This window comes from Variovorax sp. LARHSF232 (assembly GCF_052871435.1).
The window spans coordinates 113,192-132,034 of record NZ_JBIXJS010000006.1; the positions used below are offsets into that span (position 1 = coordinate 113,192).

Genomic DNA, 18,843 nt, shown 5'->3' on the forward strand with positions numbered 1-18,843 from the left:
ACGATCTTCGTCAACGCAGTGCCAGCCGGCCTTGACGCCGCGCAAGGCCTGCCGGCAACTTCCTTCCTACAGTGAAATAGCCGGTGCGTAGTGCAGCGCCGGCACTCGAATTGGAGGATGCCAGATGCCGAAGATGAAAGCAGCAATTTTTGTGGAACCCGGCCGCATCGTGCTGGACGAGAAGCCGATTCCGGACATCGGACCGCTCGATGCATTGATGCGAGTGACCACGACGACGATCTGCGGGACCGACATCCATATCCTGAAGGGCGAGTACCCGGTTGCCAACGGCTTGACCATCGGTCATGAGCCGGTAGGCGTGATCGAGAAACTGGGCTCCGCCGTCCTGGGCTTTCGCGAGGGCCAGCGAGTGATCGCGGGGGCCATTACGCCTAGCGGTTGGAGCAACGCCTGCCTCTGCGGCGCATGCTCGCAGGACGGCGCCGGCACGGCGCACGGCTGGAAGCCAATGGGCGGCTGGAAGTTCGGCAACACGATCGACGGCTGTCAGGCGGAGTATGTTCTTGTGCCCGACGCCATGGCCAACCTGGCGCCGGTGCCGGATGAACTCACCGACGAGCAGGTGCTCATGTGTCCGGACATCGTGTCGACCGGATTCGGCGGGGCCGAGCGGGCGGGCATCCGCATCGGCGACACCGTCGCGGTGTTCGCGCAAGGTCCGATTGGCCTGTGCGCCACCGCGGGGGCCAAGCTGAGCGGCGCGACGACGGTCATCGGCGTGGATCGGCTCTCGGGCCGACTGGAGATCGCCAGGCGCATGGGGGCCGATCATGTGATCGACGGCAGCGCGGAGGACCCCGTCGAGCAAATCATGCGCCTCACCAATGGCCGGGGCGTGGATGTGGCGATCGAGGCCCTGGGTACTCAGTCGACATTCGAGGCCTGCCTGCGGGTCCTGCGGCCTGGCGGAACGCTGTCGAGCCTGGGTGTCTATTCCAGCGACCTAAATATCCCGCTCGGCGCCTTCGCAGCGGGCCTGAGCGATCATCAGATCGTGACCACGTTGTGCCCGGGCGGCAAAGAGCGCATGCGCCGCCTCATGGCGGTCATCCAATCCGGTCGCGTCGACCTTGGCCCGATGGTGACGCATCGATTCAAGCTCGACGACATCGAGAAGGCGTACGACCTCTTCGGGCACCAGCGCGACGGTGTGCTGAAGGTGGCGATCACCCCATGATCGAACGGTGCCGTGCGCAGGTGCCGGTCCACCAAACAGACAGCCAGGATATTTCTGGCGATCCGAAATGGCACGCCCGCGCCGGCGACGACGTGCTCGGCGCGCTGGGCAGCCGCCAGGGCGGCCTCAGCCTGGCCGAGGCCGCCTCTCGCCTGGCGGTCCACCGTCCCAACGCCCTGCCGCCGCCGCCCACCCGCCATCCCCTGGTCCGCTTCTTCTCGCAGTTCCAGAGCACCCTGATCCATGCGCTGCTGGTCGCCGCCGCAGCAGCAGCCGTGCTGGGGCACGGGCTCGATGCAACGGTCATCGTCGCCGTCGTGCTGGTCAATGCGATCGTGGTTTCCTGCAGGAGGGCAAGGCGGAAAACGCCCTTGCCGCCATCCGGCGGCTGATCTCGCCGCATGCCCATGTGCTTCGCGACGGCAGCCGGATGCGCGTGCCGGTTGCCGACCTGATCCCGGGCGACGTGGTGCTGCTCGAAGCGGGCGACCGGGTGCCGGCGGACCTGCGACTGCTGCGGGCGCGGGGCCTCCTGATCGACGAGGCCCTGCTCACGGGGGAATCGGTCGCCGCCCAGAAGCAGGAACACCCGGCAGCGCACGATGCCTCGCTCGGGGATCGCCACAGCATGGCGTTCTCCGGCACGCTGGTCGCAGCCGGCCAGGCGAGCGGCGTTGTCGTCGCCACCGGCCCGGGCACCGAGCTGGGGCGCATCGGCAGCCTGCTGTCATCGGTAGAGCCGCTCACCACGCCCCTGCTGCGCCAGGTAAACCGGTTCGGCCGCCGTTTCACCGCGCTCGTGGCGGTCGGCTCGGCCATGCTCTTTGCCTACGCCGTGTGGATCCGCGACTGGAACTGGGTAGACGCATTGATGGCCGTGGTCGCGTTGGCGGTCGGTGTGATCCCCGAGGGGCTACCCGCCGTCATCACGATCACGCTGGCCGTCGGGGTGCAGCGCATGGCCGCGCGCAATGCGGTGATCCGGCGGCTGCCCGCCGTGGAGACGCTCGGCGCCACGTCCGTGGTCTGCTCGGACAAGACGGGCACCCTGACCCGCAACGAGATGACGGCACGTCGCGTCATCGGGCCGGCGCACACCTTGCTGGTCGATGGCGATGGCTACGCGCCGCACGGCTACCTGCGCGCCGGCGAGGGGGCGGACGATGCCGATGCACTGGCCGGCGCGGCGGCGCGGCGGCGCTGCTGCGCTGCTGCGCTGCGCGGTGCTCTGCAACGACGCCATCCTGCACGAGCGCGGCGGCGTGTGGAGCGTCGCGGGAGACCCCATGGAAGGGGCGCTGCTCGCACTGGCCGGCAAGGCCGGGCTCGATCCGGCCCACGAGCGTGCCGAATGGCCGCGCGTCGACGAGATCCCGTTCGATGCCGGTCACCGCTTCATGGCCACGCTACACCGTGGCCACCCTGCAGGCGAGCCAGTCGTCTTCGTCAAGGGCGCTCCCGAGCAGTTGCTGGAGATGGCGCAGCCCATGCCCGGCGCCGCGCGCGCGCGTTGGGCGGCAGCGCTCACCGAGGCCGCCGCGAACGGCGAGCGCGTGCTCGGCTTTGGCGCCAGGCGGCTGCCAACGGGGCATGCGCGATTGCACTTCGACGACGTGGCCGGCGGCGTCGAGCTGCTCGGACTCGTGGGCTTCATCGATCCGCCGCGCCGCGAGGCCCGGGACGCGATCGCGCAATGCAAGGCGGCCGGCATCGGCGTCAAGATGATCACGGACGACCACGCGGACACCGCGACGGCCATTGCGCGGCAGCTCGCCTTGAGCGACGCGCCGCGCACACTGACCGGGGCCCGGCTGGATGCGGTGGCGGATGCCGCGCTGCCGGAGCTTGTCGAGCAGACCGACGTGTTCGCGCGCACCAGTCCGCAACACAAGCTGCGCATCGTGCGGGCCCTGCAGTCGCGAGGACACGTGGTGGCGATGACCGGCGACGGCGTGAACGACGCGCCATCGCTCAAGCAGGCCGACGTCGGCGTGGCGATGGGCATCAAGGGCACCGAGGCGGCCAAGGAGGCTTCCGAGATGGTGCTGCTCGACGACAACTTCGCCTCCATCGTGAACGCGGTGCACGAGGGCCGCACCGTGTACGACAACATCCGCAAGGTCATCGCCTGGACGCTGCCGACCAATGGCGGGGAGGTGCTGGCCGTGGTGATCGCCGTTCTGCTGGGCATCCCGCTGCCGATGAGCGCGGCGCAGATCCTCTGGGTGAACCTGATCACCGCGGTCACGCTCGGCCTGGCGCTGGCCTTCGAGCCGCCCGAACCCGGCGTGATGGCCCGCCCGCCCAGGCATGCCGATGCGCCTCTGCTCTCGCGATTCATCCTTTGGCGCGTCGTGCTGGTGTCTCTGGTCTTTTCCGGCGTGACACTGGGACTGCTGTTCCACATGCTGGGCCGTGGCGATGGCCTCGACACCGCCCGGACGCTGGTCATCAACGCGGTGATGGCCATGGAAGTGGCCTACCTGTTCAGCGTGCGCTTTCTCGGCACCCGATCGCTCACGCTGCGCGGTGCGCTGGGTACGCCGGCGGTGCTGGCGGCGCTGGGGGGGCTGGCGGCGGTGCAACTGGCTTTCACCTATGCGCCGGCGATGAACCGGCTTTTCGCGACACAACCCCTGGCAGCGGCCGATCTCCTGCTCGCGGGCGGCGCGGGCGGCGTGCTTCTGTTGCTGCTCGAGGCGGAGAAGGCCGTCGTTCGCAGGATTCCCCGGCTCCAGGCGTTCGCGCCGTGAATCCGCGCGACGCGGCCGTCACGCCCGGTTGACACGATGTTGCGCAACGATTCCGGCCGTTCAATGACGGTTGACGGCGCTGCTCTACGCTTCGAATCAAGGGCCGCGCACCAGGTGCGCGCCCCGCGCGATCCCGAAGGAGACCGCCATGAACGCCTCTTCTTACTCCACCGGCTGGGAATTGCGCTTCGACCCACTGTGCGACGGCCATCGCGGCTATGCGTTCCCCCGCGACGCCGCCGGCCATGTCGACATGGACAGCCTCGGCGGGCGGGCGCGGCACAACTACCTGTATGCCCGCGCCATGATGGGCCGCGAGACGGCTTGGCCGGACGTGCGTCCCACCCAGATGCACTGAAGCGGCCGGCGCCACGGCACGGCGGCAGCACGCGTTCTTGATCCAGCGCAAGGCCGGGGCCGGGCCGAACGGGCACGATGGGCATCCCATTCGTCACCGCTACCCAAGGAGCAAGCCCCCATGAAGCCCAATGTCGGAAGCCTGGACCGCGCCCTGCGCATCGGCCTGGGCCTCCTGCTCCTGTCGCTCACCCTCACCGACGCCATCGGCGCGTGGGGCTATGTGGGCGTGCTCCCGCTGGTCACCGGGCTCGTGTCGGTCTGTCCGCTCTACACGGTGCTGGGTGTTCGCACCTGCAAGCGCGATGCTGCTTGATCCCTTCGCCGTGGACGAGCAGCGCCACGACTCGGGCTGGAACCTGTTGAGCCTGCTGGCCCTGTTGCTGCTCTCGGGCGCGGCGGTGGTCTGGCTGGGGCTGCGCGCCTTGCTGGCGCGCCTGTTCATTCCGCTGCCTTGAAGTTCGGCTGCTCAGGCGCACCACTGCGCCACTTGCCGCCCCAGGTCCATCCACAACGCATCGAGCGCCAGCAGTGCCAGCAGCAGGCCGGCGGCGCGCGTGCCCCAGCCTTCGCCGCGCGGTAGCCGCGCATGCAGCCGCTGCCACAGCCAGGGCGCCAGGCTCAGGGCGGCGCCGCTGCCCAGGGCAAAGGCCAGCATCGCCAGGCCACCTTGCAACGGCCCGTTGCCCAGGCTGGCCAGCGCCAGCGCCGAATACAGCAGGCCGCAAGGCATCAGCACCCACAGCGCCCCGCCGGCCAGTAAGCGCCGGCCGGCACCGCTTGTGCCATGGGACGCCAGGCGGCGCGCCAGCGCGCGGCCCAGGCCATGCGCCCAGGCCGGCTGCCGGCCCAGTGCCAGCAAGGCCAGGCCCCAGGCCAGGATGGCCGCATGCAGCAGTACCCAGAGCGGACTGAGCGCCGCCACCTGCTCGGCCGCCAGGGCCAGTGCTTGCGCGACACCCGCCACCAGCGCACCGGCCAGCGCGTAGCTGACGAGGCGACCCGTGTGAAAGAGGGCCAGGCCGGACGGCGCGGCACGCGCACAGGCACCGGCCGCATCGTTCGGCACCACCCGAACCAGGCGGATCAGGCCGGTGGAAGGCGCGCCGCACATGGCCACGCAATGCGGGCCGCCGGCCAGCCCCATCAGCAGGGCCGCGCCGATCAGGGGCGCCTGTTCCAACATCATCAAACGATGCGCGAGAAGCGCGCCCGGTTGCGGTCGGCCTGCAGGTATCGGTCGAACACCATGGCGATGGCGCGCACGAAGAACCAGCCGGTCTCGGTCACTTCCAGTTCGTGGTCGCGCAGCTTCACCAGGCCTTGCGCCACCAGCGGGCCCAGGGCTGCCAGCTCGGGCGCGAAATGGTCGACGAAATCCACCAGGTGCGCCTGACCGATGGCGCCGAAGTCCACCTTGCCCTGGCACATGATGGCCATGATGACGGCGCGGCGCAGCAGGTCGTCGCGCGTCAGCGCCAGGCCGCGCTCCACCGGCAGCCGGGCCTGGTCCAGATGATCGTAGTAGGCATCCAGGGTCTTGGCGTTCTGGCTGTAGGTGGCGCCGATGTGGCCGATGGCCGACACGCCCAGCGCCACCAGGTCGCAGTCCGGCTGCGTGCTGTAGCCCTGGAAGTTGCGGTGCAGCCGGCCCTGGCGCTTGGCGACGGCAAGCGGGTCGTCGGGCAGCGCGAAATGGTCCATGCCGATGTAGACGTAGCCGGCCGCGCACAGCGTGGCGATGGCGCGCGACAGCATCTGCACCTTGTCTGGTGCGCTGGGCAGCTGCTCGACATGGATGCGCCGCTGCGCCTTGAAGCGCTCCGGCAGGTGCGCGTAGGCATAGAGCGCGATGCGGTCGGGCCGCTGCCGGCAGACCTCTTCGAGGGTGTGCTCCAAGCTGTCCTGCGTCTGCCGCGGCAGACCGAGGATCAGGTCCATGTTGATCGAGCCGAAGCCCAGGTCGCGCGCCGCCGCCATCAGCTCGGCCACCTGCGTCGCCGGCTGCACCCGATGCACCGCCTGCTGCACGGCATGGTCGAAGTCCTGCACGCCGAAGCTCAGGCGGTTGAAGCCCAGCTCGACCAGGTTCTGCAGCCGCCTGGCATCGACCGTGCGCGGGTCGATCTCGATCGAGCGCTCGGCTTCGGGCAGGAAGCTGAAGGCGCCGTGCAGCAGTCCCATCAGCCGGCCCAGCTGCGCGTCGTCCAGGAAGGTGGGCGAACCGCCGCCCAGGTGCAGCTGGCTGACCGGCAGGCCGCGCCCCAGCTGCTCGACCTGCAGCTCGACCTCTCGCGCCAGGTAATTCAGGTAGCGGTCAGCGCGATCATGGTGGCGGGTGATGATCTTGTTGCAGGCGCAGTAGTAGCAAAGCGACGCGCAAAACGGGATGTGCACGTACAGCGACAAAGGCGCCGCCTGCTGCGCCCCGGCGTTGCGCCGGTGCCGCAGCGCGCGGGCGTAGTCCTCGTCGTCGAAGGCTTCGACAAAGCGGTCGGCGGTCGGGTAGGAGGTGTAGCGCGGCCCGCTCACCTCGAAGCGCTTGAGTTGCGCCGGAGAGACCGGCAAATGGAGGCTGTCCGGCAGCGCCGGGCTGGAAATTTGGGCTGCTTGCATGCGAAGCAATGTGAAGGCAAGCCGCCTGCCCTGCCTTGACGTGCATCAAGCCTCGCGTGCCCAGGCACCGTGAGAATGACCGCAGCATGATCTGCAACAAGCCTTCCATTCAGGTCGCCTGCTCCAACTGCAACCTGCGCGAGCTGTGCATGCCCGCCGGGCTGCAGCCCGACGAGCTCAAGCGCATCGACGGCCTGGTCTCGCTGCGCCGGCGCCTGCGCAGGCGCGAGCTGCTGTTTCACAACGGCGAGAAGTTCACGTCGCTCTATGCCATCCGAACCGGCGTGTTCAAGACCCGGGTGGCAAGCGAGGACGGGCGCGACCAGGTGACGGGCTTCCAGATGGCCGGCGAGATCATGGGCCTGGACGGCATCGTCAACGAGTTCCACAGCTGCGACGCGGTGGCCCTGGAAGATGCCGAGGTGTGCGTGATTCCCTTCGACCGCATCGAGGCCATGTCGCGCGAAGTACCGGCGCTGCAGCGCCATGTGCACCAGATCATGAGCCGCGAGATCGTGCGCGAGCACGGCGTGATGCTGCTGCTGGGCAGCATGCGCGCCGAGGAGCGGCTGGCCGTGTTCCTGCTGAACCTGGTGCAGCGCCTGCATGCACGCGGCTTCTCGCGTACCGAGGTGCTGCTGCGCATGTCGCGCGAAGAGATCGGAAGCTACCTGGGGCTGAAGCTGGAGACGGTGAGCCGCACGCTGTCCAAGTTCATGGACGACGGCATCCTCGAAGTGCGCCAGCGGCACCTGCGCATCCTGGATGCAGGGGCGCTGCAGCGGATGCTCAGTCCTTGATTCCCGCTTATCTTTGAACGGGATCCTTGCCAGGCGTCACCGCGTGATTGCGCCCGACCTGGGCCGGCAATTGCGCCTTGTCGACGACGACACCGCGCCCGCTCCGGCCCAGCTCCAAACCCTTGCGGTAGTAGTCGGGATCGACCACCGCATCGGGCCGCGCCATGGCAATCCACAAGGTCGCAAAGCCGGCCATGATCACCGCGGCCGGCAGGCCCAGCACCAGCCACATCATGGGGAACTTCCACCAGGGCTGGGGGGCGCCTGCGGGATCGGAGGGGGTCTTGTTCATCGCGGCACCAGGAAGATGGCTTTCTCGGACACATGCAGGCTGCCGTCGGCATCGCCCACATCGAAGTACACCGGATGCGATCCGGGCGTGGCCTGCTCGGCCGGCAATTGCAGCCGCACGGCCACCCAGCGCGCCTGCGCCGGACCGACCTCGAACAGATCCTCGGAAGCGACGCGCAGGCCGGGCAGGCCGTGCACCTGCACGCGCAGAACCTGATCGCGTTCGGTGGCGTTCATGAACTGCAGGCGGTAGATGTTCTCCAACTGGCCGCCCGCCACGATGCGCGCCAGCGCGGCGCGGTCGCGCACCACGTCCACCTTGAGCGGCATGCGTACCACCAGGCTGGCCAGCAGGCCGATGGACAGGGCCAACAGCACTGCGCCATAGATCAGCACGCGCGGGCGCAGCACCCGGCGCAGCATGTGGGCCCGATTCCAGCCGTGGGCCAGCGCGTTCTCGGTGGCGTAGCGCACCAGGCCACGCGGGCGAGAGATCCGCGCCATCACCTGGTCGCAGGCATCCGCGCACAGCCCGCAGCCGATGCATTCGTACTGCTGGCCGCGCCGGATGTCGATGCCGGTGGGGCAGACCTGCACGCACAAGGTGCAGTCGATGCAGTCGCCAACAAGGGGCTTGCCGGTGCTCGCCGCTTGTCCCTTGACCAGCGGGCCGCGGGGCTCGCCGCGTGCGGCGTCGTAGCTCACGACCAGGGTGTCGTGGTCGAACATGGCGCCCTGGAAGCGCGCATAGGGACACATGTACTTGCACACCTGCTCGCGCAGGAAGCCGGCATTGCCGTAGGTGGCCAGGCTGTAGAAGATCACCCAGAACACTTCCCAGCCGCCCATGCGCGTCTGCAGGAAGGCCAGGCCCAGCTCGCGGATCGGCGTGAAGTAGCCGACGAAGCTGAAGCCAGTCCACAGGGCAATTCCAAGCCACACCAGGTGCTTGAGCCATTTCTTGACCAGCTTCTCCGCCGAGAAGCTGGCGCCGTCCAGCCGCATGCGGGCGCTGCGCTCACCCTCGATATGGCGCTCCACCCACAGGAAGATCTCGGAGTAGACGGTCTGCGGGCAGGCATAGCCGCACCACAGCCGACCGGCCACCGCGGTGAACAGGAACAGCGACAGCGCCGACAGCACCAGGAGGCCCGACAGGTAGATCAGGTCCTGCGGATAGAGCACCAGCCCGTAGATGTAGAAGCGCCGCCCCGCCAGGTCAAACAGCAGCGCCTGCCGCCCGCCCCACTGCACCCAGGGCATGCCGTAGAAGAAGAGCTGTGTCGCGAAAACGAGCGCCCAGCGCCAGCGATTGAACCGACCGCTGATGGTGCGCGGATAGATCTTGCGCGAGCGGGCATAGAGCCCTACTTCGGCGAGCGCCCCATCCGGCGCGATCGGGATGATCGGGATGTTCTTGCGCTGCGGCTGACCGGCTGCCTGGACCATGGTGGTGCGCGAATCCTCTTCAGGGCGCTGGCTTGGCCGCCGGCTTGTTCGACATGCCCCAGACATAGGCCGCCACCACCTGGATCTGCGCCTCGGTCAGGCGCTCCTCCTGCGCCGGCATGATGTTGTGCCGGCCCTTGTTGATGATGGCGACGATGGCGTCCTCGCCGAAGCCGTGCAGCCAGATGTCGTCATTCAGGCGCGGCGCGCCCAGGGCCGCGTTGCCCACGCCGCCCACGCCGTGGCAGGCCGCGCAGGCCGAGAACTTGGACTTGCCCAGCCCGGCGCGCACCGAATCGGTGGCGCGGCCCGACAGGCTCAGCACGTACTGCGCGAGGTTGCGTACCTCTTCCTGTGTGCCGACGGCGGCGGACATCGGCGGCATGATGCCGGCGCGGCCCTTGGTGATGCTCTGCACGATGGCATCGGGGCTGCCGCCATGCAGCCAGTCGGTGTCGCTCAGGTTGGGAAAGCCGCGGCTGCCCCGCGCATCCGAGGCGTGGCACTGGGCGCAGTTGTTCATGAAGATGCGCTCGCCGATGGCCTTTGCCTTGGCGTCGCCGGCGATCTGCTCGATCGGCAGGCCCTGGAAGCCCGCATAGATCGGCACCATGGCCTGGTCGGCCAGGGCGCGCTCGCTGCGGTACTGCTGCTGCGCGCTCCATTCCAGCTTGCCGTCGCTGCGGCCCAGGCCCGGATAGAGCACCAGGTAGCCCAGGCCGAACACGATGGTGATGACGAACAGGCCCACCCACCACATCGGCAGCGGGTTGTTGGCTTCGCGCAGGTCCTCGTCCCAGACGTGGCCGGTGGTGTTGTCCGCGCTGAGGGCCACTTTTTTGCGGGCGGTGACCCACAGCAGCAGCGCGCAGGCGGCGATGCTCGCGAGGGTGAGCACCGCGACGTAGTCGGCCCAGAAGGCGTTCAGGAAGTCACTCATCGCACGGCTCCTTGTTTCTTCTCATTCATCGCCAGCCTCGAAGGGCAGCCGGGCGGCCTCTTCGAAGCGGCCCGCGTTGCGCCGCGCGTAGGCCCACAGCACGATGCCGAGGAAGAGCAGGAAGCAGGCGACGGTGGCGCCGATGCGCAGGCTGTTGAGGTCCATGGCGTGACTCCTTTTCTTCTTTGCTACTTCAGCGCCAGGCCGAGCGATTGCAGGTAGGCGATGGTGGCTTCCATCTCGGTCTTGCCTTCCACCTGCTTGGGCGCGGCGGCGATCTCCTCGTCGCTGTAGGGCACGCCGACCCGGCGCAGTGCGCGCATGCGGGCCGGCATGGCTTGCGCATCGACCAGGGTCTTGTCCAGCCAGGGGTAGGCCGGCATGTTGGATTCGGGCACCAGGTCGCGCGGATTGTTCAGGTGGATGCGGTGCCACTCGTCGCTGTAGCGTCCGCCCACCCGGTGCAGGTCGGGACCGGTGCGCTTGCTGCCCCACTGGAAAGGGTGGTCGTAGACGAACTCGCCGGCCACCGAGTAGTGGCCGTAGCGCAGGGTCTCGGAGCGGAAGGGCCGGATCATCTGCGAGTGGCAGCCGTAGCAGCCCTCGCGCAGGTAGACATCGCGACCGGCCAGCTGCAGCGCGCTGTAGGGCTTGATGCCGGCGATCGGCTCGGTGGTGGATTTCTGGAAGAACAGCGGCACGATCTCGACCGCGCCGCCGATCGCCACCACGATCAGGATCAGCACGATCATCAGGAAGTTGTTGGTCTCGATCTTCTCGTGGCTGAAGCCGGTGCTGCTGCCGCTGCCGGCGGCGCTGGAATCGTTAGGCGTTGTCATGGCGTGGCTTTCTTTCTTCTTGCAGGCACTCAGGCGTGGGCCGGGACCAGCGGCGGCACGACGGCGCGCGCCGAGCTGCCGGTGATGACGGTCATCCAGACGTTCCAGGCCATCACCAGCATTCCGCTGAGGTACAGCAGGCCACCGATCAGGCGCAGCAGGTAGAAGGGAAAAGTCGCCTTCACGCTCTCGACGAAGGTGTAGGCCAGGGTGCCGTCCGGGTTGATGGAGCGCCACATCAGGCCCTGCATCACGCCGGCGATCCACATCGCGGCGATGTACAGCACCACGCCGATGGTGGAGATCCAGAAGTGCAGCTCGATGGCCGGCACGCTGTACATGGCGGTGCGGCCGTACAGGCGCGGGATCAGGTAGTAGAGCGATCCCATCGTGATGAAGCCGACCCAGCCGAGCGCGCCCGAGTGGACGTGGGCGATGCCCCAGTCGGTGTAGTGGCTGAGCGAGTTGACCGTCTTGATCGACATCATCGGCCCCTCGAAGGTCGACATGCCGTAGAAGGACAGCGACACGATCAGGAAGCGCAGGATCGGATCGGTGCGCAGCTTGTGCCAGGCGCCCGACAGGGTCATCACGCCGTTGATCATGCCGCCCCAGCTGGGCGCCAGGAGGATCAGCGAGAACACCATGCCCAGCGACTGGGTCCAGTCGGGCAAGGCGGTGTAGTGCAGGTGGTGCGGGCCGGCCCACATGTAGGTGAAGATCAGCGCCCAGAAGTGCACGATCGACAGCCGGTACGAATACACCGGACGCTCCGCCTGCTTGGGGATGTAGTAATACATCATCCCGAGGAAGCCCGCCGTGAGGAAGAAGCCCACCGCGTTGTGGCCGTACCACCACTGCACCATCGCATCCTGCACGCCGGCATAGACCGAGTAGCTCTTCATCCAGCCGGCCGGCATCGAGGCGCCGTTGACGATGTGCAGCAGCGCCACCGCGATGATGAAGGCGCCGTAGAACCAGTTGGCCACGTAGATGTGGCGCACCTTGCGCTTGGCAATGGTGCCGAAGAAGACGATGGCGTAGGCCACCCAGACCACCGCGATGGCAATGGTGATGGGCCATTCCAGCTCGGCGTATTCCTTGCCGCGCGTGTAACCCAGCGGCAGGCTGATGGCTGCCGCCACGATGATGGCCTGCCAGCCCCAGAACACGAAGGACGCGAGGCCCGGCGCGAACAGCCGCGTCTGGCAGGTGCGCTGCACCACGTGAAAGCTGGTGGCCATCAGCGCGCAGCCGCCGAAGGCGAAGATCACCGCGTTGGTGTGCAGCGGCCGCAGGCGCCCGTAACTGAGCCAGGGAATGCCCAGGTTGAGCTCGGGCCAGGTCAGCTGGGAGGCGATCACCACCCCCACCAGCATGCCGACCACGCCCCACACGACGGACATGAAGGCGAGCTGGCGCACCACTGTGTCGTGATAGATCGCCGTGGGGGAGTCGCTTGCGTCTTGCATGGCCTGGTCTTCCGTTCTTCTGCTGTCTGTCGTCGGGGTTGCGGCCAGTGTCGACGGGCCCTTGCCAGGCCCCTTTGATGCAGATCAATCGCCGTGCAGGATGCGCTCGCCTTCGCGCTCGACGTCGTCGAATTGGCCACGCTCCACCGCCCAGAACAGCGCTGCCAGCACCAGCAGCACCAGGCCGACGGAGAAGGGGATGAGCAGGAACAGGATGTCCATCAGGGCCCGGCCTTGCGTGCGGACGTCAGGCGCGCCGCGTTCGCCACCACCACCAGCGAGCTGGCCGCCATGCCCAGGCCGGCCAGCCAGGCCGGCAGCCAGCCGGCCAGCGCGAGCGGAATGCACAGGAGGTTGTAGGCCGCGGCCCAGGCCAGGTTCTGCCGCACCACACGCATGGTGGCGCGTGCCTGCAGCCAGGCCTTGTCGATCACGCGCAGCTCGTCACCCAGCACGATGAAGTCGGCCCGGGCCTGCGTCAGCGGCGCCGCCTGGGTGCCGAAAGCCAGCGAGGCATCGGCACGCGCCAGCACCGGCCCGTCGTTGAGGCCGTCGCCCACCATCAGCACGCGTCGACCCTGCGCTTGCAAGGTCTTCAGGTAGCGCAGCTTGTCTTCCGGCGCGCAGCCGCCTTGCACGTGCCGGATGCCCACGCGCGCGGCCAGCGCCCGCGCCGCGCCGACCCGGTCGCCGGACAGCAGGTGCACATCCAGGCCGCGCCCGCGCAGCAGCGCGACCGTGTCGGCGGCGTCGGCACGCAGATCCTCGGTCAGCACGAAGCTGGCGGCCCAGCCCTTTTCATCGGCCAGATGCACCTGCGTCGCCTCGAGCGGAAGCGCCGAGACGTCGCAGAAGGCGGCGGCACCCAGGCGCATCCGGCTGGAAGGAGCGCCACTTCGCGCGCCGCGGGCGAGCCGCGCATCCAGCCCCAGGCCCCCATGCTCGGTGGCTTGCAGCAGCGTCCACTCGCCCAGCGTGGGCTGCGGTGCGGCGCGCCAGGCCGCTACCAGGGCACGCGCCGCCGGGTGCAGCGAGGCGGCGGCGATGACGGCGGCGCGCTCCAGCGCCTCGCGCGGGCGCATGCCCTGCCGGCAGTAGATGCGCGTCAGACGCGGCGTGTCGCGGGTGAGCGTGCCGGTCTTGTCGAACACCACGGTGTCAACGCCGGCCAGCGCCTCCAGCGCCTGCAGCTCGCGCACCAGCAGGCCGCGCCGGGCCAGCGCGCCGGCGCTGGCCAGCATGGCGGCCGGGGTGGCGAGCGAGAGCGCGCATGGGCAGGTCACGATCAGCACGGCCACCGCCACCATCAGCGCCTGGCCGGGGCCCGCCGGCCACCACCCGGCGGCGGCCAGTGCCGCCGCCGCCAGCACCACGACCAGGAAAGGCCGCGCCACCCGATCGGCCAGCCGCGCCAGCCGCGGCTTGCTGAGCGCAGCGCCGTCCATCAGGGCGACGATGCGGGCGAAGCGCGTGTCTTCCCCCACCGAGTCCACCCGCATGCACACCGGCGACGACAGGTTGTGGCTGCCGGCCAGCACGTGCTCGCCGCAGGCGCGCGCCTGCGGGCGCGACTCGCCGCTGAGCAGGGCCTCGTCGACCGCGGTGTCGCCCTCGACCAGCACGCCATCGGCAACGAAGCGCTCGCCCGGCAGCACGCGCAGCACGTCGCCGGGGCGCAGGCGCTGCACCGGCACGCGCTGGAAGCCCAGGCCGTCGGGCGCGCGCCGTTCGGCGCTGTCGGGCAGGCGGTTGAGCAGCCCCTCCAGCGCGCCGGCCGTGCGCTCGCGCAAGCGCGACTCCAGCCAGCGGCCGGTGAGCAGGAAGAACACGAACATGGTGAGCGAATCGAAGTACACCTGCGCGCCCAGCGGCCCGGCGGGGTCGAAGGTGGCGACGCTGCTGACGGCAAAGGTGATGGCGATGCCCAGGGCCACCGGCAGGTCCATGCCGATGCGCCCGTGGCGCAGGTCGCGCAGTGCGCCGCGAAAGAAGGGCCCGCACGAGAAGAGCAGGACCGGCAGGCTGAGCACCCAGGAGGCCCAGCGCAGCAGCTGCGCGCTGTCGGCCGCCAGCTCGCCCGGGCGCGCGGTGTACGCCGGGTAGGCGTACATCATCACCTGCATCATGCAAAAGCCCGCGACCAGCCAGCGCCACAGCGCCAGCCGCCCTTCGCGCAGCCGGCGTGCGCGGGCCTGCAGGTCACCCGCCGGCACCAGCCCGTAGCCGGCCCGGGCGGCGGCCTCCAGCCATTGCGAAGGCCGGGCCGCTGCGTCCGACCAGCGGATGCGGGCACGCCGGCCGGCCCCGTCGACGTCGACCCGCTCGACGCCCGGCAGGCGCGCCAGCGCCGCTTCCACATTGAAGGCGCAGGCGGCGCAATGCATGCCCTCGATGACGAATTGCGATTCCCAGCGCTGCGCGGACCGCTCGCCGGGCTGGGCAACGGCATTGCCCAGCGGGCGGCTGAAGAAGGACCACTGGTCCGGCTCGTCGAGCAGGCGCCAGTCGCCGCGCGCCTGCGCTGTCGCCGCGGCGCCGTCGTCGCCGGCGCGACCAGCCGGATCGAGCGCAAGGGAAGCAGGCATGCAGCGAGGCTATGCGGCGTGCGCATGCGCCGTGTTGATCTGCGTCAAGGCCAGGTCGACGCCACGGCCTACGCTGGGCCCATGCTGTTCAAACGCATCCTGGTAGCCACCGATGGTTCCACGCTGTCCAGAAAGGCGGTGGCCAGCGCCATCTCGCTCGCCGCCACCCACGAGGCCGAGCTGCTGGCGGTGACGGTGGTGCCACGCTATCCCACGAGCTATTTCGAAGGCGCAGTCGGCTTCTCGCCCGACGAAATCGCCACCATCGAAGGTCGATGGGCGCAGGACGCGCAGAAGAAGCTCGACGCCGTCAGCGAACGCGCGCGTGCCGCCGGCGTGCAGGTGAAGACCGCTTCGCTGAGCTCCGACCTGGTGGCCGAAGCCCTGATCGCCGCCGCGAAGAAGCACAAGTGCGACCTGATCGTGATGGCTTCGCACGGCCGCAAGGGCCTGAATCGGCTGTTGATGGGCAGCGAGACCCAGCATGTGCTGACGCACTCGACCTTGCCGGTGCTGGTGTTGCGCTGAAACGCAGGCGACCTCAGCCGCCCGTCGGGTCACAGCCCAGTGCTACCACCGATGCCACGAGCCTCCCAACAATGGGCCCAGGCGGTGTTCCGCAACCTTGCCGATCCGCCCGATTGTTGATCTTCAAAGAAGAAGGAGACGCTCGATGCCACGCAAGATCCTGATGCTGTGCGGCGACTACGCCGAAGACTACGAGACGATGGTGCCCTTTCAGGCGCTGTCCGCCGTCGGCCACACGGTGCACGCGGTGGCGCCGGACAAGAAGGCCGGCGACTGGATCTACACCGCGATTCACGATTTCGAAGGCGCGCAGACCTACAGCGAAAAGCCCGGCCACCGCTTCACGCTCAACGCCACCTTCGCCGACGTGCGCCCCGAAAGTTACGACGCGCTGGTGATTCCCGGCGGCCGCGCGCCCGAGTACCTGCGCATGAACGCGCGGGCGGTGGAGATCACCCAGCACTTCCTGGCTGCCGACAAGCCACTGGCCGCCGTGTGCCACGGCGCGCAGCTGCTGGCTGCCACCGGCATGCTGAAGGGCCGCAAGGTATCGGCCTACCCGGCCTGCCAGGTCGAGGTGGAGCTGGCCGGCGCCGAATACATGGGCATCGCGGTCGACCAGGCGGTGACCGACCGCAACCTGGTCACGGCGCCCGCGTGGCCGGCGCACCCGGCCTGGATCGGCCAGTTTCTCAAAGTGCTGGGCACGCGCATCGAGGGCTGACCCGCTGCGCTAGAGTGACGGCTCATCCACCCGAGAGGAGCGCGCCGCCATGTGCGAAATCTTCATCAGCGCCGACCCGCAAAGCTACGAGAGCCGCACCCGCTCGGTGCGGCTGCACGGCGTGGTCACCAGCATCCGGCTCGAGAACCTGTTCTGGCAGGTGCTGGACGAAATCGCCCAGCGTGACGGCATGGGCGTGGTGCAGCTGATCGAGAAGCTGTACGACGAACTGGCGGCGGCGCGCGGCGAGGGGATGGGCAATTTCGCCTCTTTCCTGCGCGTGTGCGCGCTGCGCTACCAGGCGCTGCTGGCCCAGGGCCGCATCCCCGCCGACGCCGCGGTGGCGATTGCTTCGCTCGACGCGCGGACGGTGCTGCATGCCCTGCCGCAGGGCTGGGGCCGCCCCCTGCACGACGCCGCCACGGCCGCCTGAGCGCTGACCCGCCGGCCCGGGGGCCTTTGCCGGCGCCCCTATGATGGGGGCAGAGATCGCCCTTTTTTCGTTCCCCCGCGTCCCCAAATCCCCGAGAGATGAAGCCGGAAGACCTCGAACGTCTGGTCAGCCTTGCGATGCCTTTTGGCAAGCACAAGGGCTGCGTGATCGCCGACCTGCCCGGCAACTACCTCACCTGGTTTGCGCGCGAAGGGTTCCCAAAGGGCGAGATCGGCCGGCTCCTGCAGCTGATGCATGAAATCGACCACAACGGCCTGAAGCCCCTGCTGGCGCCCCTGCGCCAAGCCCGTGCCGCGCGCCGTACCTGAGAGATCACCCCCCTTTGGATTGGAGACCAACGCATGACGACGACGACCAGCTATCCCGACACCCGACTCCTGATCAACAACGAATGGTGCGACGCCGAAGGCGGCAAGACCCAGGACGTGGTCAACCCGGCCACCGGCAAGGCCATCGGCAAGGTGGCCCACGCCAGCATCAAGGACCTGGACCGCGCCCTGGCGGCCGCCCAGGCCGGCTTCGAGAAGTGGCGCAAGACGCCCGCCAACGAGCGCGCCATCATCATGCGCAAGGCCGCCGGCCTGCTGCGCGAGCGCGCCGCAGACATCGGACGCATCCTCACGCAGGAACAGGGCAAGCCTTTTGTCGAAGCGCGCGGCGAAGCGATTGCCGGCGCCGACATCATCGAATGGTTTGCCGACGAGGGCCGCCGCACCTATGGCCGCATCATCCCCTCGCGCAACATCAACGCGCAGCAGCTGGTGATCAAGGAGCCGGTGGGCCCGGTCGCCGCCTTCACGCCCTGGAACTTCCCGATCAACCAGATCGTGCGCAAGCTGGGCGCGGCGCTGGCCAGCGGCTGCTCCTTCCTGGTGAAGGCGCCCGAGGAGACCCCGGCCTCGCCGGCCGCCCTGCTGCAGTGCTTTGTCGACGCCGGCATTGCGCCCGGCGTGGTGGGCCTGGTGTATGGCAACCCGGCCGAGATCTCGAGCTACCTGATCTCGCATCCGATCATCCGCAAGGTGACCTTCACCGGCTCCACTCCGGTGGGCAAGCAGCTGGCCGCGATGGCCGGCCAGCACATGAAGCGCGCCACCATGGAGCTGGGCGGCCACGCCCCGGTGATCGTGGCGGCCGATGCCGACATCGCACTGGCCGTGAAGGCCGCCGGCGCGGCCAAGTTCCGCAATGCCGGCCAGGTCTGCATCTCGCCGACCCGCTTCCTGGTGCACAACAGCATCCGCGCCGAGTTCGCCAAGGCCATGACGGCCCAGACCGAAAAGCTCAAGCTGGGCGACGGCCTGGCCGAAGGCACCACGCTGGGCCCGCTGGCCAATTCGCGCCGCATCGCCGCCATGGACAAGATCCTGGCCGACGCCCGCGCCACCGGTGCCAAGGTGCTCACGGGCGGCGAGCGCGTGGGCAGCGAAGGCAACTTCTTCGCCCCCACCGTGCTGGACGAGGTCTCGCTGCAAGCCGACGTGTTCAACAACGAGCCCTTCGGCCCGATCGCCGCCATCCGCGGCTTCGAGACGCTGGACGAAGCCATTGCCGAAGCCAACCGCCTGCCCTTCGGCCTGGCCGGCTACGCCTTCACCCAGTCCATCAAGAACGCGCACCAGCTGGCGCAGCAGATGGAAGTGGGCATGCTGTGGATCAACCAGCCCGCGGCCCCCACGCCGGAAGCGCCCTTCGGCGGCGTGAAGGATTCGGGCTACGGCTCGGAAGGCGGGCCGGAGGCGATGGAGGCTTACCTGGTGGCCAAGTCGGTCTCGATCATGGCGGTCTGACCGGCCTCAGGCTTCACGCAAAAAAAGGCGCGGCGCAAGTCGCGCCT

At 68.9% G+C, this 18,843-nt stretch carries 22 protein-coding genes and 1 pseudogene; 13 read left to right on the top strand and 10 right to left on the bottom strand.

What is annotated here, in order from left to right:
* Positions 1–124: 124 nt before the first annotated feature.
* The 7 genes and pseudogenes from ACIPRI_RS16620 (at position 125) to ACIPRI_RS16650 (ending at position 4,766) form a co-directional block, all read left to right on the top strand.
* Positions 125–1,198 (top strand): NAD(P)-dependent alcohol dehydrogenase, encoded by a 1,074-nt coding sequence (locus ACIPRI_RS16620; protein ID WP_446622571.1) that lies wholly within the window; start codon positions 125–127, stop codon positions 1,196–1,198.
* Positions 1,195–1,590, top strand: coding sequence for a cation-transporting P-type ATPase (locus ACIPRI_RS16625; protein ID WP_446622572.1), 396 nt, complete (start codon positions 1,195–1,197; stop codon positions 1,588–1,590). Before ACIPRI_RS16620 ends, ACIPRI_RS16625 begins: the two co-directional genes overlap by 4 nt.
* Positions 1,590–2,222: pseudogene (locus ACIPRI_RS16630) on the top strand (P-type ATPase); the annotation flags it as partial. The gene ACIPRI_RS16625 and the pseudogene ACIPRI_RS16630, both read left to right, overlap by 1 nt.
* 139 nt (positions 2,223–2,361) lie before the next feature.
* The gene (locus tag ACIPRI_RS16635) at positions 2,362–3,951 is read left to right on the top strand and encodes an HAD-IC family P-type ATPase (protein ID WP_446622573.1); all 1,590 of its coding nucleotides are present in this window, start codon (positions 2,362–2,364) and stop codon (positions 3,949–3,951) included.
* A gap of 148 nt (positions 3,952–4,099) precedes the next feature.
* Positions 4,100–4,309, top strand: a complete 210-nt coding sequence (locus ACIPRI_RS16640) for a hypothetical protein (protein WP_446622574.1) — start codon at positions 4,100–4,102, stop codon at positions 4,307–4,309.
* 120 nt (positions 4,310–4,429) lie between these two features.
* Positions 4,430–4,624: a YgaP family membrane protein gene (locus ACIPRI_RS16645; RefSeq protein WP_446622575.1), complete on the top strand. Its 195-nt coding sequence runs from the start codon at positions 4,430–4,432 to the stop codon at positions 4,622–4,624.
* Entirely contained in the window at positions 4,614–4,766 is a 153-nt protein-coding gene (locus tag ACIPRI_RS16650; RefSeq protein ID WP_446622576.1) for a hypothetical protein, read from the top strand. Before ACIPRI_RS16645 ends, ACIPRI_RS16650 begins: the two co-directional genes overlap by 11 nt.
* 11 nt (positions 4,767–4,777) lie before the next feature.
* Here the strand turns inward: ACIPRI_RS16650 and ACIPRI_RS16655 are convergent, their stop codons facing one another.
* Together ACIPRI_RS16655 and hemN are read right to left on the bottom strand one after the other, a co-directional pair.
* On the bottom strand, positions 4,778–5,497 hold the full coding sequence (locus ACIPRI_RS16655) for a sulfite exporter TauE/SafE family protein (protein WP_446622577.1): 720 nt from the start codon (positions 5,495–5,497) through the stop codon (positions 4,778–4,780).
* Positions 5,497–6,924 (bottom strand): oxygen-independent coproporphyrinogen III oxidase, encoded by a 1,428-nt coding sequence (gene hemN / locus ACIPRI_RS16660; protein ID WP_446622578.1) that lies wholly within the window; start codon positions 6,922–6,924, stop codon positions 5,497–5,499. Before hemN ends, ACIPRI_RS16655 begins: the two co-directional genes overlap by 1 nt.
* 86 nt (positions 6,925–7,010) lie before the next feature.
* Between hemN and ACIPRI_RS16665 the strand changes: the two genes are divergently transcribed.
* On the top strand, positions 7,011–7,724 hold the full coding sequence (locus ACIPRI_RS16665; protein WP_446622579.1) for a helix-turn-helix domain-containing protein: 714 nt from the start codon (positions 7,011–7,013) through the stop codon (positions 7,722–7,724).
* A 7-nt stretch (positions 7,725–7,731) separates the two neighbouring features.
* Here ACIPRI_RS16665 and ACIPRI_RS16670 read toward each other — a convergent pair whose 3' ends face one another.
* The 8 genes from ACIPRI_RS16670 to ACIPRI_RS16705 form a co-directional block, all read right to left on the bottom strand.
* Positions 7,732–8,016 (bottom strand): FixH family protein, encoded by a 285-nt coding sequence (locus tag ACIPRI_RS16670; RefSeq protein ID WP_446622580.1) that lies wholly within the window; start codon positions 8,014–8,016, stop codon positions 7,732–7,734.
* A complete protein-coding gene (gene ccoG, locus ACIPRI_RS16675) occupies positions 8,013–9,464 on the bottom strand; it encodes a cytochrome c oxidase accessory protein CcoG (RefSeq protein WP_446622581.1) in 1,452 nt (483 codons plus the stop codon). The genes ACIPRI_RS16670 and ccoG overlap by 4 nt, the downstream gene beginning before the upstream one ends.
* Positions 9,465–9,483: 19 nt before the next feature.
* Positions 9,484–10,404 carry a cytochrome-c oxidase, cbb3-type subunit III gene (gene ccoP, locus ACIPRI_RS16680; RefSeq protein WP_446622582.1) on the bottom strand — a complete coding sequence of 307 codons (921 nt, stop codon included), beginning with the start codon at positions 10,402–10,404 and terminating at the stop codon, positions 9,484–9,486.
* A 21-nt stretch (positions 10,405–10,425) separates the two neighbouring features.
* Complete coding sequence (locus ACIPRI_RS16685) at positions 10,426–10,569, bottom strand: cbb3-type cytochrome oxidase subunit 3 (RefSeq protein WP_446622583.1); 144 nt, start codon at positions 10,567–10,569, stop codon at positions 10,426–10,428.
* Between the two features lie 23 nt (positions 10,570–10,592).
* Complete coding sequence (ccoO, locus tag ACIPRI_RS16690) at positions 10,593–11,243, bottom strand: cytochrome-c oxidase, cbb3-type subunit II (protein WP_446622584.1); 651 nt, start codon at positions 11,241–11,243, stop codon at positions 10,593–10,595.
* Positions 11,244–11,272: 29 nt separating this feature from the next.
* Positions 11,273–12,715, bottom strand: coding sequence for a cytochrome-c oxidase, cbb3-type subunit I (gene ccoN, locus ACIPRI_RS16695; protein ID WP_446622585.1), 1,443 nt, complete (start codon positions 12,713–12,715; stop codon positions 11,273–11,275).
* 84 nt (positions 12,716–12,799) lie between these two features.
* Entirely contained in the window at positions 12,800–12,937 is a 138-nt protein-coding gene (gene ccoS, locus ACIPRI_RS16700; protein ID WP_446622586.1) for a cbb3-type cytochrome oxidase assembly protein CcoS, read from the bottom strand.
* Positions 12,937–15,300, bottom strand: coding sequence for a heavy metal translocating P-type ATPase (locus ACIPRI_RS16705; RefSeq protein ID WP_446622587.1), 2,364 nt, complete (start codon positions 15,298–15,300; stop codon positions 12,937–12,939). The genes ccoS and ACIPRI_RS16705 overlap by 1 nt, the downstream gene beginning before the upstream one ends.
* A gap of 84 nt (positions 15,301–15,384) precedes the next feature.
* Between ACIPRI_RS16705 and ACIPRI_RS16710 the strand changes: the two genes are divergently transcribed.
* From ACIPRI_RS16710 to ACIPRI_RS16730, 5 genes are all read left to right on the top strand, one after another.
* A complete protein-coding gene (locus ACIPRI_RS16710) occupies positions 15,385–15,828 on the top strand; it encodes a universal stress protein (protein ID WP_446622779.1) in 444 nt (147 codons plus the stop codon).
* A 145-nt stretch (positions 15,829–15,973) separates the two neighbouring features.
* The gene (locus ACIPRI_RS16715; protein ID WP_446622588.1) at positions 15,974–16,552 is read left to right on the top strand and encodes a DJ-1/PfpI family protein; all 579 of its coding nucleotides are present in this window, start codon (positions 15,974–15,976) and stop codon (positions 16,550–16,552) included.
* A 49-nt stretch (positions 16,553–16,601) separates the two neighbouring features.
* Positions 16,602–16,985 carry a ribbon-helix-helix domain-containing protein gene (locus ACIPRI_RS16720; RefSeq protein WP_446622589.1) on the top strand — a complete coding sequence of 128 codons (384 nt, stop codon included), beginning with the start codon at positions 16,602–16,604 and terminating at the stop codon, positions 16,983–16,985.
* A 98-nt stretch (positions 16,986–17,083) separates the two neighbouring features.
* Positions 17,084–17,314, top strand: a complete 231-nt coding sequence (locus tag ACIPRI_RS16725; protein WP_446622590.1) for a DUF3820 family protein — start codon at positions 17,084–17,086, stop codon at positions 17,312–17,314.
* 33 nt (positions 17,315–17,347) lie between these two features.
* A complete protein-coding gene (locus ACIPRI_RS16730) occupies positions 17,348–18,796 on the top strand; it encodes an NAD-dependent succinate-semialdehyde dehydrogenase (protein ID WP_446622591.1) in 1,449 nt (482 codons plus the stop codon).
* The last annotated feature ends 47 nt before the right edge of the window (positions 18,797–18,843 follow it).

What these genes read in the sequence shown, in the direction of transcription:
- ACIPRI_RS16720 (WP_446622589.1), top strand. Translation starts at nt 16,602, where the DNA reads ATGTGCGAAATCTTCATCAGCGCCGACCCGCAAAGCTACGAGAGCCGC.
- ACIPRI_RS16625 (WP_446622572.1), top strand. Translation starts at nt 1,195, where the DNA reads ATGATCGAACGGTGCCGTGCGCAGGTGCCGGTCCACCAAACAGACAGC.
- hemN (WP_446622578.1), bottom strand. Translation starts at nt 6,924, where the DNA reads ATGCAAGCAGCCCAAATTTCCAGCCCGGCGCTGCCGGACAGCCTCCAT.
- ccoG (WP_446622581.1), bottom strand. Translation starts at nt 9,464, where the DNA reads ATGGTCCAGGCAGCCGGTCAGCCGCAGCGCAAGAACATCCCGATCATC.
- ACIPRI_RS16645 (WP_446622575.1), top strand. Translation starts at nt 4,430, where the DNA reads ATGAAGCCCAATGTCGGAAGCCTGGACCGCGCCCTGCGCATCGGCCTG.
- ACIPRI_RS16650 (WP_446622576.1), top strand. Translation starts at nt 4,614, where the DNA reads ATGCTGCTTGATCCCTTCGCCGTGGACGAGCAGCGCCACGACTCGGGC.
- ccoO (WP_446622584.1), bottom strand. Translation starts at nt 11,243, where the DNA reads ATGACAACGCCTAACGATTCCAGCGCCGCCGGCAGCGGCAGCAGCACC.
- ccoN (WP_446622585.1), bottom strand. Translation starts at nt 12,715, where the DNA reads ATGCAAGACGCAAGCGACTCCCCCACGGCGATCTATCACGACACAGTG.
- ACIPRI_RS16620 (WP_446622571.1), top strand. Translation starts at nt 125, where the DNA reads ATGCCGAAGATGAAAGCAGCAATTTTTGTGGAACCCGGCCGCATCGTG.
- ACIPRI_RS16665 (WP_446622579.1), top strand. Translation starts at nt 7,011, where the DNA reads ATGATCTGCAACAAGCCTTCCATTCAGGTCGCCTGCTCCAACTGCAAC.
- ccoS (WP_446622586.1), bottom strand. Translation starts at nt 12,937, where the DNA reads ATGGACATCCTGTTCCTGCTCATCCCCTTCTCCGTCGGCCTGGTGCTG.
- ACIPRI_RS16730 (WP_446622591.1), top strand. Translation starts at nt 17,348, where the DNA reads ATGACGACGACGACCAGCTATCCCGACACCCGACTCCTGATCAACAAC.
- ACIPRI_RS16725 (WP_446622590.1), top strand. Translation starts at nt 17,084, where the DNA reads ATGAAGCCGGAAGACCTCGAACGTCTGGTCAGCCTTGCGATGCCTTTT.
- ACIPRI_RS16655 (WP_446622577.1), bottom strand. Translation starts at nt 5,497, where the DNA reads ATGATGTTGGAACAGGCGCCCCTGATCGGCGCGGCCCTGCTGATGGGG.
- ACIPRI_RS16640 (WP_446622574.1), top strand. Translation starts at nt 4,100, where the DNA reads ATGAACGCCTCTTCTTACTCCACCGGCTGGGAATTGCGCTTCGACCCA.
- ACIPRI_RS16685 (WP_446622583.1), bottom strand. Translation starts at nt 10,569, where the DNA reads ATGGACCTCAACAGCCTGCGCATCGGCGCCACCGTCGCCTGCTTCCTG.
- ACIPRI_RS16635 (WP_446622573.1), top strand. Translation starts at nt 2,362, where the DNA reads ATGCCGATGCACTGGCCGGCGCGGCGGCGCGGCGGCGCTGCTGCGCTG.
- ACIPRI_RS16705 (WP_446622587.1), bottom strand. Translation starts at nt 15,300, where the DNA reads ATGCCTGCTTCCCTTGCGCTCGATCCGGCTGGTCGCGCCGGCGACGAC.
- ACIPRI_RS16670 (WP_446622580.1), bottom strand. Translation starts at nt 8,016, where the DNA reads ATGAACAAGACCCCCTCCGATCCCGCAGGCGCCCCCCAGCCCTGGTGG.
- ACIPRI_RS16715 (WP_446622588.1), top strand. Translation starts at nt 15,974, where the DNA reads ATGCCACGCAAGATCCTGATGCTGTGCGGCGACTACGCCGAAGACTAC.
- ccoP (WP_446622582.1), bottom strand. Translation starts at nt 10,404, where the DNA reads ATGAGTGACTTCCTGAACGCCTTCTGGGCCGACTACGTCGCGGTGCTC.